This is a genomic window from Rothia nasimurium, from assembly GCF_928381415.1.
GTDB classification, from domain to species: Bacteria; Actinomycetota; Actinomycetes; order Actinomycetales; family Micrococcaceae; genus Rothia; species Rothia nasimurium_H.
This window is the reverse complement of sequence record NZ_CAKMSF010000007.1, coordinates 68,217-81,651: the sequence shown is the minus strand read 5'-3', so window position 1 is coordinate 81,651 and position 13,435 is coordinate 68,217. Positions and strand designations below refer to the sequence as shown.

Below are 13,435 nucleotides of genomic sequence, written 5' to 3'. Positions count from 1 at the left end.
CTTACTTGTCTTCCTGACCGAGCTTCTCAAGGCGGGCAGCCTCGTCCATCTCGATAGCGGACTGCACAACAGCCTCAAGGTCGCCGTTGAGTACGGCATCCAGGTTGTAGGCCTTGTAGCCGGTGCGGTGGTCGGCAATACGGTTTTCGGGGAAGTTGTAGGTGCGGATGCGCTCAGAACGGTCCATGGTGCGCACCTGGGAGTGGCGCTTCTCGGCGTTCTCGGCGTCAATCTGCTCCTGCTGCCAGGCAAGCAGGCGGGCACGGAGCACGCGCATAGCAGCTTCACGGTTCTGAATCTGTGACTTCTCGTTCTGCATAGCAACCACGATGCCGGTAGGCAGGTGGGTAATACGCACAGCGGAGTCGGTGGTGTTCACCGACTGACCGCCGGGGCCTGATGAACGGTAGACGTCAATCTTCAGGTCGTTCTGGTTGATCTCGATTTCCTCGGGCTCATCGACCTCGGGGAAGACCAGCACACCGGCCGCTGAGGTGTGGATACGGCCCTGGGACTCGGTCGCCGGAACACGCTGCACGCGGTGCACGCCACCCTCGTACTTGAGGTGGGCCCAGACGCCCTCAGCGGGGTCATTCGAGGTGCCCTTGATAGCTACCTGGGCGTCCTTGTAGCCGCCCACGTCGGTGGTCTGGGAGGAAATCATTTCGGTCTTCCAGCCCTTAGACTCGGCGTAGCGGGTGTACATGCGCAGCAGGTCAGCGGCAAAGAGGGAAGCCTCGTCGCCGCCTTCGCCACCCTTGACTTCGAGAATAACGTTGCGGCCGTCGTCCGGATCACGGGGAATCAGCAGCCGGCGCAGCTTCTCTTCTGCCTCGGGTAGCTGGGCTTCAAGCTCCTTGACCTCGTCAGCAAAGTCGGGGTCTTCGGCAGCCATCTCGCGGGCAGCTTCGATGTCGTCGCGCAGGGTGTTGACGCGGTTGTAGGCTTCAACGATGCCGTTAAGCTCTGAGTAGCGGCGACCCAGCTTACGGGCCTTGCCCTGGTCAGCGTGGACGGCGGGGTCAGCCAGCTGCTTCTGGAGGTCTGCGTGCTCGTCGAGCAGACCCTGGATAGATTCAATCACGGTGATGTCCTTTCCTTATTCGCCGTGGCCCAGGCCGCTCTTAGCAACGGTGAGCAGGAATTCGACGTTGGACTGGGTCTCACGCAGCTTGGAGAGCAGAACAGACAGGGACTGTTCCTGGTCCATGCCGGCCAGCACGCGGCGCAGGCGCCACATAATCTTGACCTCGTCGGGTGAGAGCAGGGCCTCTTCACGGCGGGTTGAGGACGCGTTGAGGTCGATGGCGGGGAAGATACGCTTGTCTGCCAGCTGGCGGGAAAGGCGCAGTTCCATGTTGCCGGTGCCCTTGAATTCTTCGAAGATGACCTCGTCCATCTTGGAGCCGGTCTCGACCAGGGCGGTCGCCAGAATGGTCAGTGAGCCGCCTTCTTCGATGTTGCGGGCAGCACCGAAGAACTTCTTGGGCGGGTAGAGGGCAGCTGCGTCTACACCACCGGAGAGGATGCGGCCTGAAGCGGGCGCTGCCAGGTTGTAGGCACGGCCCAGGCGAGTCATGGAGTCCAGCAGGACGACGACGTCGCGGCCCTGCTCCACCAGGCGCTTGGCTCGCTCGATAGCGAGCTCGGCCACGGTGGTGTGGTCATCTGCCGGGCGGTCAAAGGTGGAGGCGATAACCTCACCGTTGACGGTACGCTGCATGTCGGTGACTTCTTCGGGGCGTTCGTCCACCAGAACCATCATGAGGTGAACCTCGGGGTTGTTGGTGGTAATCGCGTTGGCGATGGACTGCAGCATCAGGGTCTTACCGGCCTTGGGAGGTGCCACAATCAGGCCGCGCTGGCCCTTGCCGATGGGGGCAATCAGGTCGATGACGCGGGTACCGAGCTTCTTGGGGTCGGTCTCCAGACGCAGGCGCTCCTTGGGGTAGAGCGGGGTGAGCTTGTTAAACTCGCGGCGGCCCTTGGACTCTTCGGGGGTCAGGCCATTGATCGAGGTCAGCTGTACCAGGGCGTTGAACTTCTGGCGGTTGTTGTTATCGCCTTCGCGGGGGGCGCGGATGGTACCGACCACAGCATCACCCTTGCGCAGGCCGTAACGCTTGACCTGGGCCAGGGAAACGTAAACGTCGTTGGTGCCGGGCAGGTAGCCGGAGGTACGCACGAAAGCGTAGTTATCGAGGACGTCGAGTACACCGGCGACGGGAATCAGTACGTCGTCTTCGCTAATCTCGGGCTCGTAGTCGTCACGGCGGTTGTTACGGCGTTCGCGGCGCTCTGCCTGACGGTCGCGGCGGTTCTTGCGGTTGTTACGGCGGTCTTCGTCGGGGCCGTTGTTGTTCTGGCGGTCGTTCTTGCCGCCGCGGTCGCGGTTGTCGCGATCCTGCTTATCGCCGCGGTCCTGACGGTTATCGCGGTCGTTGCGGTCGCGACGGTTCTTGCGCTCAAAACGCTCGTTCTTCTCGCCGTTCTCAGCGGAGGTGTCGTTCTGCTCGGCAGAATCGACGTTCTCGCCCTCGTTCTTGCGGCGACGGTCGGTACGGGTGCGGGTACGGGTGCGCTTGGCGCCCTCTTCGCCCTCGTTCTGCTCGTTGCGGGCAGCCTTCTGGGATTCTAGGCCGTCAAGGGCAGCTTCAACCGCCTCAAGGGCTGAGGTATCGGGCTTGGTTTCCTTCTGGGCCTCAGCAGCTACGGTTGAGCTGGTGGCGCGGCGGTTACCGCGACGCTTGGTAGCGGGCTTCTCAGAAGTAGCTTCAGCAGGTGCGTCAGTAGCTTCGGCGGTGTCCTGCCCCTTGGGCTGCTCTGCTTCGGCAGCCTTCTCGGCTGCGGTCTTACGGGTACGGGTGCGCTTAGGCTTCTCTGCCTCAGGCTGGGCCTCGGCGGGAGCTTCTACTTCGGCAGCCTTCTCAGCTGCGGTCTTGCGGGTACGGGTGCGCTTAGGCTTCTCTGCCTGATCTGCGGTTTCAGCAGGACGGTCGGCTACAGCTGAGCCACGCTGGTGGGCTGAAATGGCCTCAACCAGGTCTGATTTACGCATGCGGCGGGCGCCGGTAATACCTAGCTGGGAGGCCAGGGACTGGAGCTGAGCAAGTTTGAGGGTGCTCAGGCTGGGGGACTTCTGCTCAGCCGCTGCTGCGGCCTCCGTACCTGCGGTCAGGTCGGTGTTTTCTGCCACGAAGATTCCTTCTCTCGAAATGTCGTTGATTTCGCGGGTTGTTCTGGCGCAACAGATGCGCCATGCCCAGAGCGGGCGAGTGATAGTTTCAGGGGTCAGGTGACGCTGTCGCTGGGAAAGCGAGAGTATCAGGTGACCCGGGTTCGGGTACCCGGCTGCACCAAACGGTAGCTGACGGGATACCCGGTAAGGGAACGCCCCCACTAGTTCAGTGAAAGACGTAAATGAACGGTTGAACCTGCTGAGGCTTCTACAGACCTGGCAAACCGTGGGATGAGGCCAACACAGGCGAGCCCGGGCACAAATAGTGCTGGAGCGCGCTAGGCGGTTTCCTCATAAGTAAGCATAACACCTTTAGTGTCGATATCGATATCGAGCACCCGCCAGCTTACAGCCCGACTCTCGTGCTGATTAGGCTCGCTTTCGGTGGCGAAGGCCTCAATGGCTTCGCGAACTCGGGCGCGTTCGTCCGCCCCGTTAGCCAGGGCCATGACGGTGGGGCCTGCCCCCGAGATCACCGCGGCAAAACCCTTGCCGCGCAGGTACTTGACCAAGGCTGCCGAGGGCTTCATGGCAACGGCGCGGTAGGACTGGTGCAGCAGGTCGCTGGTTGCGGGCAGCAGGTAGTCGGGGTAGGACGCCAGTGCCTGGGTCAGCAGGGCCGCACGACCGGAGTTGGCGGCGGCTTCCCGGTGGGGAACGGTCTCGGGGATGAGGCCGCGGGCTACCTTGGTCGGCACCTCGTAGTCAGGAATTGCGATGACCGGCAGTACGTTCTCGTGGGCCGGTACGGGCAGGGAGTGCCAGCCCGAGTCGTCCCCGTAGGAGATCACAACGTGGCCGTAGAGGGAGGGGGCCACATTGTCGGGGTGGCCTTCCATGCCCGAACAAATCTGTAGTACGGCCTCGTCATCAAGCTGGAGCTCGGCGGGGAGCAGGCCGTTCGCTGCGGTCACGCCGGCCACGATGGCTGAAGCGGATGACCCCATACCGCGAGAATGCGGGATGCGGTTATGGGCCTGAACATGCAGGGAGGGCAGCTCAAAAAGCCCCACTGCCTTCCAGGCAGTCACCATGGCCTTGATGACCAGGTGGCTGGCGTCCTGCGGAACCTCGTCCGCCCCCTCACCGGTGAGGTCGAAGGTCAACTCCCCCACCCCGGGTACGCGGGTGACCGTCAGGTCATCATAGTGGGCCAGGGCCAGACCGAGAGAGTCATAGCCGGGGCCAAGATTGGCTGAAGAGGCCGGGACCTTGACGGTCACGCGCGCACCAACGGGGATTACATCGGGCTGGACGAAAGGCTCGTCTGAGCCGTCGATCATGGGAAGTGACATAAGAATCGGTGTTTAGCCTTCTACACGGATAACGGAGGTGATGTCGCGGACGGTATCGAGGGCGTCTACCACGGCCATGGTCTTGCGCAGGTTAGCGTCGGTGGCGCGGTGGGTGACAATACGGATGGAGGCGCTGGTGCCGTCGCCGGTGCCCTTAGCCTGGCGCATGGTCTCGATAGAGACTCCGTGCTCGGCAAAGATACGGGCGATGTTGGCCAGAACACCCAGCTTGTCTTCCACAACGATACCCACAGAGTAGCGGGAGACAACGTCGTTCATGGGGGTGGCAGCCAGCTGGGCAAAAGAGGACTCGGGGATGCCGGGGCCACCGAGCACCAGGCGGCGGGCCAGGGAAACGAAGTCACCCAGTACCGCAGAGGCGGTGGGGGCGCCGCCTGCACCGGGGCCGTAGAACATGAGCTCACCGGCGTTTTCAGCCTGTACGAAGACAGCGTTGAAAGCACCGTGGACGGACGCCAGCGGGTGGGTGCGGGGCACCAGGGTGGGGTTTACGCGGATGTTGACACCCTCGCCGTCCTTTTCGCAGACCGCCAGGAGCTTGATGACGTAGCCGTCGGCAGCGGCTGCCGCCACGTCGTCGGCGGTGATGGAAGTAATGCCCTCGCAGTGAACGTCGTCGATAGTGAAGTCAGAGTGGAAGGCAAGGGAGGCAACGATTGCGGCCTTAGAGGCGGCGTCGTGGCCCTCGATATCGGCGGTGGGGTCCGCTTCGGCGTAGCCCAGGCGCTGGGCCTCGGCCAGGGCGTCGGTGAACTGGGCGCCGGTGGTATCCATCTGATCCAGGATGTAGTTGGTGGTGCCGTTCATGATACCCAGCACGCGGGTGATCTGGTCACCGGCCAGAGAGTCGCGCAGGGGGCGCAGGATGGGGATAGCACCGGCAACCGCTGCCTCGTAGGAGAGCTGGGCCCCGCTCTTAGCCGCGGCAGCAGCCAGTTCTACACCGTGCTTAGCCAGCAGGGCTTTGTTACCCGAGACCACCGACTTGCCAGCGGTCAGGGCGCGCAGGATGCGGGTGCGGGCAGGCTCGATACCGCCGGTCAGTTCAATGACCACGTCGGCAGCGTCAATCAGTGCCTCGGCATCAGTGGTGTAGAGCTCGGGTGCAGCCTCATAGTGGCGCTTGGCTGAGGTATCGCGCACGGCAATACCGATGAGCTCAACCGGCGCACCAATGCGGTCTTGCAGGGACTCGGCATCTTCGGTGAGCATGCGGGCTACCTGTGAGCCGACGTTACCGGCGCCCAGTAGCGCTACTTTGATGGTGGTGTTGCCCAAGAGCGTCTCCTGACGTAGATGGGAAATAGGTTCAGGGGTACGCTCACCATGCTAGCGGGTAAGACAGCGTAACCCAGAGTATGAACTTTATTTTCTCACGGAGTGGTTGATAGCAGGACGCCGCCCCACCACTCCCTGCCCGCAGGCAGGGCAGCTGGCAGGCGGCGTCCTGATGAAGAACCCTAAACTAGACCCAGGTCGCGGGCCAGCATATCGTCTTCGGTTTCGCGGCGGATAATAGCGCGCGGTTCCTTTCCCTCTGCCGTAGCGATGACCGGCGGGCGGGTCAGGTAGTTATAGTTTGAGGCCATAACGTGGTTGTAGGCGCCGGTGGCCGGAACAGCCAGAATGTCTCCCGCTGCCAGGTCGGCCGGCAGGTAGCAGTAGCGAATCACAATATCGCCGGATTCGCAGTGCTTACCTACCACGCGGGTCAGGACCTGTTCCCCTGCCGGGGCCCGGTTAGCCAGGGTTACGGCGTAGTCGGACTCATAAAGCACCGGGCGGGGGTTATCGCTCATACCACCGTCGACCGAGACGTAGCGCCGCACGCGGGTGTCCCCGTTCTCGTCCTCAATCGCCACGTCCTTGATGGTACCGACCGTGTAAAGGGTGATACCCGAAGGGCCCGAGATGGAGCGGCCCGGCTCAAAGGAGAGGTGGGGAATGGCCATACCCACGTTGGCGCAGGTCTTAGATACCATGTCAGCCAGCTCGGTGGCGATATCGGCTGAACCGCGCGGGGTGTCCTGCTCGGTGTAGCCGATACCGTAGCCGCCGCCCAGGTCAATCTCGGGCAGCACCACGCCAAAGCGCTCGTTGAGCTGCTGCATGTAGGTCAGCACCTTCTCAGCGGCCTTACCGAAGCCCTCGGCCTCAAAAATCTGGGAGCCGATGTGGCAGTGCAGGCCCCGCAGGTCGATATGCTCGCTGGCCAGGGCCAAGGCAGCAGCCACGGTAGCGTAGGCATCGTCCGCGGTGATACCCAGTTCGGCCAGTTCTTCAAGGGGCAGGCCGGCCAGGGGTGCTGTACCGGCTGCCAGGGACTGGCCAAACTTCTGGTCCTCGTGGGCGGTGGCAATGAAGTCGTGGGTTGAGGCATGGACGCCCGGGGTCACGCGGAGCATGACCGGGGCGGTGACGCCCAACTCGGCTGCTACCTTCGCAATCAGCTGCACCTCGGGCACCGAGTCGGCCACCAGGCGTCCTACCCCGTAGCGTAGGGCACGGGCAATCTCGCCCGCCGACTTGTTGTTACCGTGCAGGGCGATTTTCGCACCGGGCACCCCGGCGCGCATAGCGATAGCCAGCTCACCGCCGCTGGCGGTATCGAGGCACAGGCCCTCTTCCTCAGCCCACTTGGCCACGGCGGTCGCCAGGAAGGACTTCCCGGCGTAGTAGACCGAGACCTCAGCCCCGTGCTTCTCAAAAGCCGTCTCGAAGGCGGAACGGAACTCGGCAGCGCGGGCGCGGAAGGTAGTCTCAGAAAAGACGTACTCGGGGGTGCCAAAGTCAGCAACCAGACGGCTGACGGGGGTGCCGTCCACCTCAAGCTCGCCACTCTCGGAGCGGGTGAAGGAGGGCATCCAAATCACCGGGTCAAGGTCGGCCGGGGCGGACGGGTAGCTCAGCCAGTCGGGCTTGAACAGTGCGGCTTCTGCGCCCATTTACATCTTCTCCGGTGCGCTCACGCCCAGCAGGCCTAAGCCGTTGGCCAATACCTGGCGGGTAGCGTTGTTCAGCAGCAGACGGGTGCGGTGCAGGTCGGTGACCTCTTCATCGCCCTTGGGGGCAACGTGGGAGACACCGTACCAGCGGTGGTAGGCACCGGCCAGGGTTTCCAGGTAGCGGGCCACGCGGTGGGGCTCACGGAAGTCAGCGGCTTCTTTGACGGCACCGGCGAACTGGCCCAGGGCAGCCAGCAGAGCTGAGTCTGCCTCTGAGTTCAGCAGGGCGGTATCGACGGAGTCGGTGGTGACACCGGCTGCCTCAGCGTTGCGGGCAATAGCGCAGGTGCGGGCGTGAGCGTACTGCACGTAGAAAACCGGGTTCTCGTTGGACTGCTTGGTCAGCAAATCCAGGTCGATATCGATGTTGGAGTCAACCGAGTAGCGGGTCAGGGAGTAACGGGCTGCATCCACACCCACGATTTCAACCAGGTCTTCCAGGGTCACGACGGTACCGGCACGCTTAGACATACGCACGGGCGTACCGTCCTTGACCAGGTTAACCATCTGGCCGATCATGACCTCAACCATGTTGGGGTCATCGCCCAGGGCAGCGGCAGCGGCCTTGAGGCGGGCTACATAGCCGTGGTGGTCAGCACCCAGCATGTAGATCGCCAAGTCAGCGGGGTTCTCTTCGCGCTTGGTCTTGTCCTGGAAGTAGGCGATGTCACCGGCGATGTAGGCGGCATTGCCGTCAGACTTGATAACCACGCGGTCCTTGTCGTCGCCGAAGTCGGTGGACTTGAGCCACCAGGCGCCGTCCTTGAAGTAGAGGTTCTCGGACTCCTTGAGCTTCTCAAGCAGCTCGTCTACCTTGCCATTTTCAAAGAGGGAATTCTCGTGGAAGTAGACATCAAAATCGACGTGGAAGTCGTGCAGGGACGCCTTGATGTCCTCAAACATGAATTCAACACCGGTAGCGCGGAAAACTTCCTGGGGGTCTTCGGCCTCAAGGGCGTCGGGGCGAACCTCAAGCACCCGGTTGGCGATATCGGTGATGTACTCGCCACCGTAGCCGTCCTCGGGAGCCTCCTCACCCTTGGCACGGGCCAGCAGGGAGCGAGCAAAGCGGTCAATCTGGTTGCCGTGGTCGTTGAAGTAGTACTCACGCACGACCTTGGCGCCCTGGGAGATGAAGATACGGGCCAGGGAGTCACCCACAGCGGCCCAACGGGTACCGCCCAGGTGGATGGGGCCGGTGGGGTTAGCGGAAACGAACTCCAGGTTGATGGTCTGGCCGGCCAGGGTTTCGTTGGTACCAAAAGCTGAGCCCTGCTCAACGATGGTCTTGGCCAGCTCACCCGCCGCGGCGGCGTCCAGAGTGATGTTGAGGAAGCCGGGGCCAGCGATATCTACACTTGCCACACCGGCAATCTCGGTGATTCGGGTAGCCAGGATCTGGGCTACCTCGCGGGGGTTCTTCCCCACCTTCTTAGAAATCTGCAGGGCGATGTTGGTGGCCCAGTCGCCGTGGTCGCGGTTCTTAGGGCGCTCTACGCGCACAGCGGGGGCGGTTTCGCCGTCGGTTAGGGTCAGTTCACCGGCTTCAAACGCTGCGGTCAGCGCGCCGTCAATTGCACTTGAGAGTTCTTCGGGAGTCATAGGGTCAAGTCTACAGGGTTAGCTGTTGACCCACCCAGCGAATGATGTGTTCCCAGGTGCTCTCGCTGGCGTAGATGGCCGGGTCTGAGTGTTCTGCGCCGCCAATGAGGGTGAGTTCGGTGGGAATTCCGGCTGCGGAGAGGGCCCGGTGGGCGTGCACTGACTGGTTGGGAGGCACACAGGTGTCCCCGCTGCCGTGGATATAGTAGACCGGGGCGTGGGTTCGCTCCCCTGTTTTCTTTGCCTCTCTGGCGTAGTCGATGGGGTGGGCCTTGGCCCAGTTGACCTCTGCTGGGGTGCCTGCCGGGGCAGGGTAGGTGGAGCCAAGCAGCCGCCATTCGGCACCGTCGTCCTCGGGGTGGTCGTAGGCAAAACCCCAGGCGACGCGGTCGGCGAAGATAGTGCGCAGGTCGCTGACCCCGTAGATGGAGACGGCACAGCGGACGGACGAATCCGACTCACCTGCGATGGTGCGGGCAGCGAGCGCACTGGCTGAGAGGCCTTCGAGGTAGGGCTCGTTCAGGTGGCCGGTGGCGGCGGCTAGCTGGACCAGGTGCCCGCCCGCCGATCCGCCTGCGAGGACGATACGGTTGGGGTCGATTCCGAAGTCTTCGGCCCTGGTTTTGAAGTAGCGGATGGCTGTTTTGAGGTCGTTGATTTGGGCGGGGAAGAGGGCCTCATGGCTGAGCCGGTAGTTGATGGAGGCGGTGGCGTAGCCCGCGTGGGCGAAGCGTTCGCGGACGCGGTGTAGACCGTTATCAGCTAGCAGGAAGGAGGATTTATCGCCGAATCGCCAGGCTCCGCCGTGGACGTAGATGAGTAGGGGCACGGGGTGGTGTTCACCGGTGGGTGCGCTGGGCGGGTAGAAGTCAAAGGTCTGGGATGGGTGGCTTGTTCCCGCGTAGTTGCCGGTGAATGTGGTCATTGATTCAGCCCTTCGGTGCGCTGGTCTTTGTTCCTACTGTAATCGGTTTGTGTTGTGGGGCGGGGTTTCTGATAGAGTAATCAGGTCTGAGTTTCACTATCTATTGTGAAGGTTCAGTGTTGCCCTCGTAGCTCAGTGGATAGAGCACCAGTTTCCGGAGCTGGGTGTCGAAGGTTCGAATCCTTTCGAGGGCACAAAAAGAGAAGGTATGCCAGAATGCGCGAAGCGCTGGCATACCTTCTCTTTTTGTGCCCGGCGTGAAGAAAGGCCCCAGTGGGGCCTTTTTAGCCGGCTAAACATAAGCAGAGCCAGAATGCGCGAAGCGCTGGCAGGTCTTTTCTATTTGTGCCCGGCGTCCGCCTTCTTCCCCGCATTTATTCTGTTTTACCCGCAACTAGTTGCGGGGTTTTCAGACTAAGTGCGGGTTAGTTTGGGGCGACGAGTTCCACTTCAAACCCCTGCTTGTTTTCGAGGTAGAGGGCGTAGTGGTCGGGGCCGCCTGCGTGCGGATATCGGTCTGCGAAGAGTTCACTCCAGCCGTGGCTGGCAACCTCGCTACGGAGCTTATCGAGCAAGGCCGCGGACGGCACTGTGAAGGCCACGTGGTTGAGCCCAGCGTGGGTACGGTTATGGGGGCCGGTGGTATCGGGGGATTCTTCGAGGACGAGGTAGGAGCCATCATGAGCCTGCCAGGAGATTCCGCCGGGCCACTCCTGGTAGGTCGTCCACCCTAGTTGCTGGGTGAGCCAGGCCCAGGATGGTAGGGCTGTTGCCAGGGATTCGGTCCAGAGTTCAACGTGGTGGAAGCCGGGGCGGGAAACTGCCTCGTGGTGGTGCTGGCTAGCCGGGGTGCGTCCGTCCTTGCGGAGCCTAGCGGCTATCACCGCGTCGTAGGTCTGCCCTGCGTAGAGGAACTTCTCCCGCTCAATCCCTTCAACCTGGAACCCGGCAGCGGCGGCAACGGCTCCGCTCGCGAGGTTGTTGGCGCGGTAGCCCAGTTCCAGACGGCGGAGGCGGGGTGAGGGTAAGGACGCCAGCAGGCCGGTATCGAGAGTAGGTAGGGTTGGTGCGGGGTTGGGATCGCCCAGGGCCCAGGCGCACACCGCCGTGAGAGCCGCTTTTGTGTAGCCCTGCCCGCGATAGGGGTCAGCTAGCCAGTAGTAGACCCAGGCCCTGTCCCAGGCTCCGGTATCGCTGCGGGCCGTAAAGTTCAGCCCGATGAGCCCTGCGGGCCGTCCCTCGTCACTGAGGCAGAAAATAGCCCGGTTTTCAGCCGGTAGGTAGCTGGTTTCGATGAGGTTCCGGGCGTCCTCTTCGCTGGCGAGGGCTGGCATCTGCCGCTCGAGGCCTGATGATGTGCGGTAAATCGAGTAAAGGTCAGGGGCGTCGGTGAGTGCCCAGTAGCGTAGCTCCATGTGCCTAGTTTAGGTCAGGAGCAGGCCGACGGAAGGCAACCCAGACTGCTGCTATCACGCCGATAACCAGGGCAAAAATGATAGAGAAGATAGCATCGAAGATAAAGTCCTGCGGGTCGATGCGGGGTAGGCTTATTCCTAGCCCGAACACCGCGCCCAGCAGGAAGGCCCAGGAGGGGCGAGCCGTAAACTGTCGACGGTAGATCAGATGAAGGTCGGGGCCGGGGAAGCGCAGGGCAGCTAGGCTGATGAAAGTCAGGGTGACTGCCCCAATCGTCATACCGATAAGATAGGGCGTCAGTTCTTGCTCTGGGAGCGCGAAGGCCCGCAACAGGCCGATGACGCCGCTAATCGAGGCACCAAAAGCTGCGACCAGGGTGAGATAGATTGCTTTCGTCATTGACTACTCCTTTCGGCGTTCCCTTCCACCTTACCAAACTACTAAGCAGGGTTGCTTATATGAAGCCGGGTAGACTAGGGGCGAAAACCCCACCCTTTCGCACCAGAAATGAGAGTGACATGGCAGAAGCCGTCAATACCCCGCACATTGCCCCGAACGGCGCTGAAATTGCCGAAACCATCCTGCTGCCCGGCGACCCCCTGCGCGCCAAGTTCATTGCCGATACCTACCTTGAGAACGTCGTACAGTTCAACACTGTACGCAACATGTTCGGCTTCACCGGCGACTACAAGGGCCAGCGCATTTCGGTCATGGGTACCGGCATGGGTATCCCTTCGGCCAGCCTCTACGCCCACGAGCTGATTCACACCTTTGGCGTGAAGAACCTGATCCGTATCGGCACCTGCGGTGGCATGGCTGAGGGCCTTGACCTTTTCGACCTGGTCGTGGCCTCAGCAGCTTCAACCGACTCTAACTTCATGCACCACTACAAGCTCCCCGGCACCTTTGCCCCCACCGCGTCCTGGCCCCTGCTGTCAGCTGTGGCCAAGGAGGCCGAGGCCCAGGGCAAGACCCTCAACGTGGGTAACGTGCTGTCTTCAGACGTTTTCTACCGCTCTGACTTCTCCGACGCCTCTAAGTGGGCCGAGATGGGTGTGCTGGCTGTGGAGATGGAAACCGCTGGTATCTACGCTGTGGCTGCCGCCGCCGGTGTGCAGGCCCTCTCTGTTTTCACCGTCTCAGACCACCTCTTCAAGGGTGTTGAGACCACCGCCGAGCAGCGTCAGACCGCTTTCACCGACATGATGGAACTCGTCCTCCCCGTCGCTGCCAGCCTCTAAATTTTCTGTCAGGACGCCTGCGCCCCGCTCCCCTGCCCCAGGGCAGGAGGGCGGGGCGTCCTCGTCTCTAGGCAGCGTTCAATGGAACGATAGCTGCCAAAGTCTCAGCTTTTGTTTCTTCAAGCATATCCAGCTCATACCGGGCCTGTAGATTGAGCCAAAACTCAGCACTCGTGCCAAAATAACGAGACAGCCGGGCCGCTGTATCAGCTGTTACTGCTCGCCTACCATGCACAATGTCGTTAATCCGACGTGGTGAGACTCCTATGGCTCGGGCGACTTGGTTCTGGCTCACGCTAAGGGGTTCCATAAAATCTTCGAGGAGAACCTCCCCGGGGTGTACCGGAGGCAAACTAATGGTAATCAACGATTTCAACTCCTTCAGGCCCTGCATGAGTCCAGGTAAAACAGATTCTCCATTGATCATTAATTCTTATACTATGTTGCCCAGCCCTATCACCTTTGAGGGCTTCCAGACGGTTACCCGGGGGCACTCTCAGGTCGTTAAGTGATGTAGCGGCATCCAATAATCTCAGTTTTCTTAGAGCAACTCGTTCAATACGCGTGTCAAAAACGGGAACCCGCTGGCGCTGGGCTAGCTTCTCCGTGTTTCGATCTGCGAAAGATTGAATCATAGCTCCAGGCTATAACGCGAGACGTTATAGCTCAATAGGTGGGCTGACTTAAACCCA

General features: G+C 61.6%; 12 protein-coding genes and 1 tRNA gene. 2 read left to right on the top strand and 11 right to left on the bottom strand.

Annotated features, from left to right (window positions below):
* Window position 1: 1 nt before the first annotated feature.
* From prfA to L7A20_RS09165, 7 genes are all read right to left on the bottom strand, one after another.
* A complete protein-coding gene (prfA, locus tag L7A20_RS09195; RefSeq protein WP_135011527.1) occupies window positions 2-1,084 on the bottom strand; it encodes a peptide chain release factor 1 in 1,083 nt (360 codons plus the stop codon).
* Between the two features lie 15 nt (window positions 1,085-1,099).
* Window positions 1,100-3,196, bottom strand: a complete 2,097-nt coding sequence (gene rho / locus L7A20_RS09190; RefSeq protein WP_237223171.1) for a transcription termination factor Rho — start codon at window positions 3,194-3,196, stop codon at window positions 1,100-1,102.
* Between the two features lie 320 nt (window positions 3,197-3,516).
* Window positions 3,517-4,533, bottom strand: coding sequence for a homoserine kinase (gene thrB / locus L7A20_RS09185; protein WP_237223169.1), 1,017 nt, complete (start codon window positions 4,531-4,533; stop codon window positions 3,517-3,519).
* A gap of 12 nt (window positions 4,534-4,545) precedes the next feature.
* On the bottom strand, window positions 4,546-5,832 hold the full coding sequence (locus tag L7A20_RS09180; RefSeq protein ID WP_272879222.1) for a homoserine dehydrogenase: 1,287 nt from the start codon (window positions 5,830-5,832) through the stop codon (window positions 4,546-4,548).
* Between the two features lie 182 nt (window positions 5,833-6,014).
* Complete coding sequence (lysA, locus tag L7A20_RS09175; protein WP_237223168.1) at window positions 6,015-7,499, bottom strand: diaminopimelate decarboxylase; 1,485 nt, start codon at window positions 7,497-7,499, stop codon at window positions 6,015-6,017.
* Entirely contained in the window at window positions 7,500-9,161 is a 1,662-nt protein-coding gene (gene argS / locus L7A20_RS09170; protein ID WP_237223166.1) for an arginine--tRNA ligase, read from the bottom strand.
* A gap of 10 nt (window positions 9,162-9,171) precedes the next feature.
* Entirely contained in the window at window positions 9,172-10,086 is a 915-nt protein-coding gene (locus L7A20_RS09165; RefSeq protein WP_237223165.1) for an alpha/beta hydrolase, read from the bottom strand.
* A gap of 121 nt (window positions 10,087-10,207) precedes the next feature.
* Here L7A20_RS09165 and L7A20_RS09160 point away from each other — a divergent pair.
* Window positions 10,208-10,280 (top strand) — tRNA-Arg (locus tag L7A20_RS09160).
* A gap of 231 nt (window positions 10,281-10,511) precedes the next feature.
* Here the strand turns inward: L7A20_RS09160 and L7A20_RS12050 are convergent.
* Entirely contained in the window at window positions 10,512-11,501 is a 990-nt protein-coding gene (locus tag L7A20_RS12050) for a GNAT family N-acetyltransferase (RefSeq protein WP_336603572.1), read from the bottom strand.
* A 4-nt stretch (window positions 11,502-11,505) separates the two neighbouring features.
* Window positions 11,506-11,901 (bottom strand): hypothetical protein, encoded by a 396-nt coding sequence (locus L7A20_RS09145; RefSeq protein ID WP_237223164.1) that lies wholly within the window; start codon window positions 11,899-11,901, stop codon window positions 11,506-11,508.
* 119 nt (window positions 11,902-12,020) lie between these two features.
* On the opposite strand from L7A20_RS09145, the gene deoD reads away from it, so the two are divergent.
* A complete protein-coding gene (deoD, locus tag L7A20_RS09140) occupies window positions 12,021-12,743 on the top strand; it encodes a purine-nucleoside phosphorylase (protein WP_237185850.1) in 723 nt (240 codons plus the stop codon).
* 67 nt (window positions 12,744-12,810) lie between these two features.
* Here deoD and L7A20_RS09135 read toward each other — a convergent pair whose 3' ends face one another.
* On the bottom strand, window positions 12,811-13,137 hold the full coding sequence (locus L7A20_RS09135) for a HigA family addiction module antitoxin (protein ID WP_237223163.1): 327 nt from the start codon (window positions 13,135-13,137) through the stop codon (window positions 12,811-12,813).
* Window positions 13,097-13,378, bottom strand: a complete 282-nt coding sequence (locus tag L7A20_RS09130; RefSeq protein ID WP_237185849.1) for a type II toxin-antitoxin system RelE/ParE family toxin — start codon at window positions 13,376-13,378, stop codon at window positions 13,097-13,099. The genes L7A20_RS09135 and L7A20_RS09130 overlap by 41 nt, the downstream gene beginning before the upstream one ends.
* Window positions 13,379-13,435 lie beyond the last annotated feature (57 nt).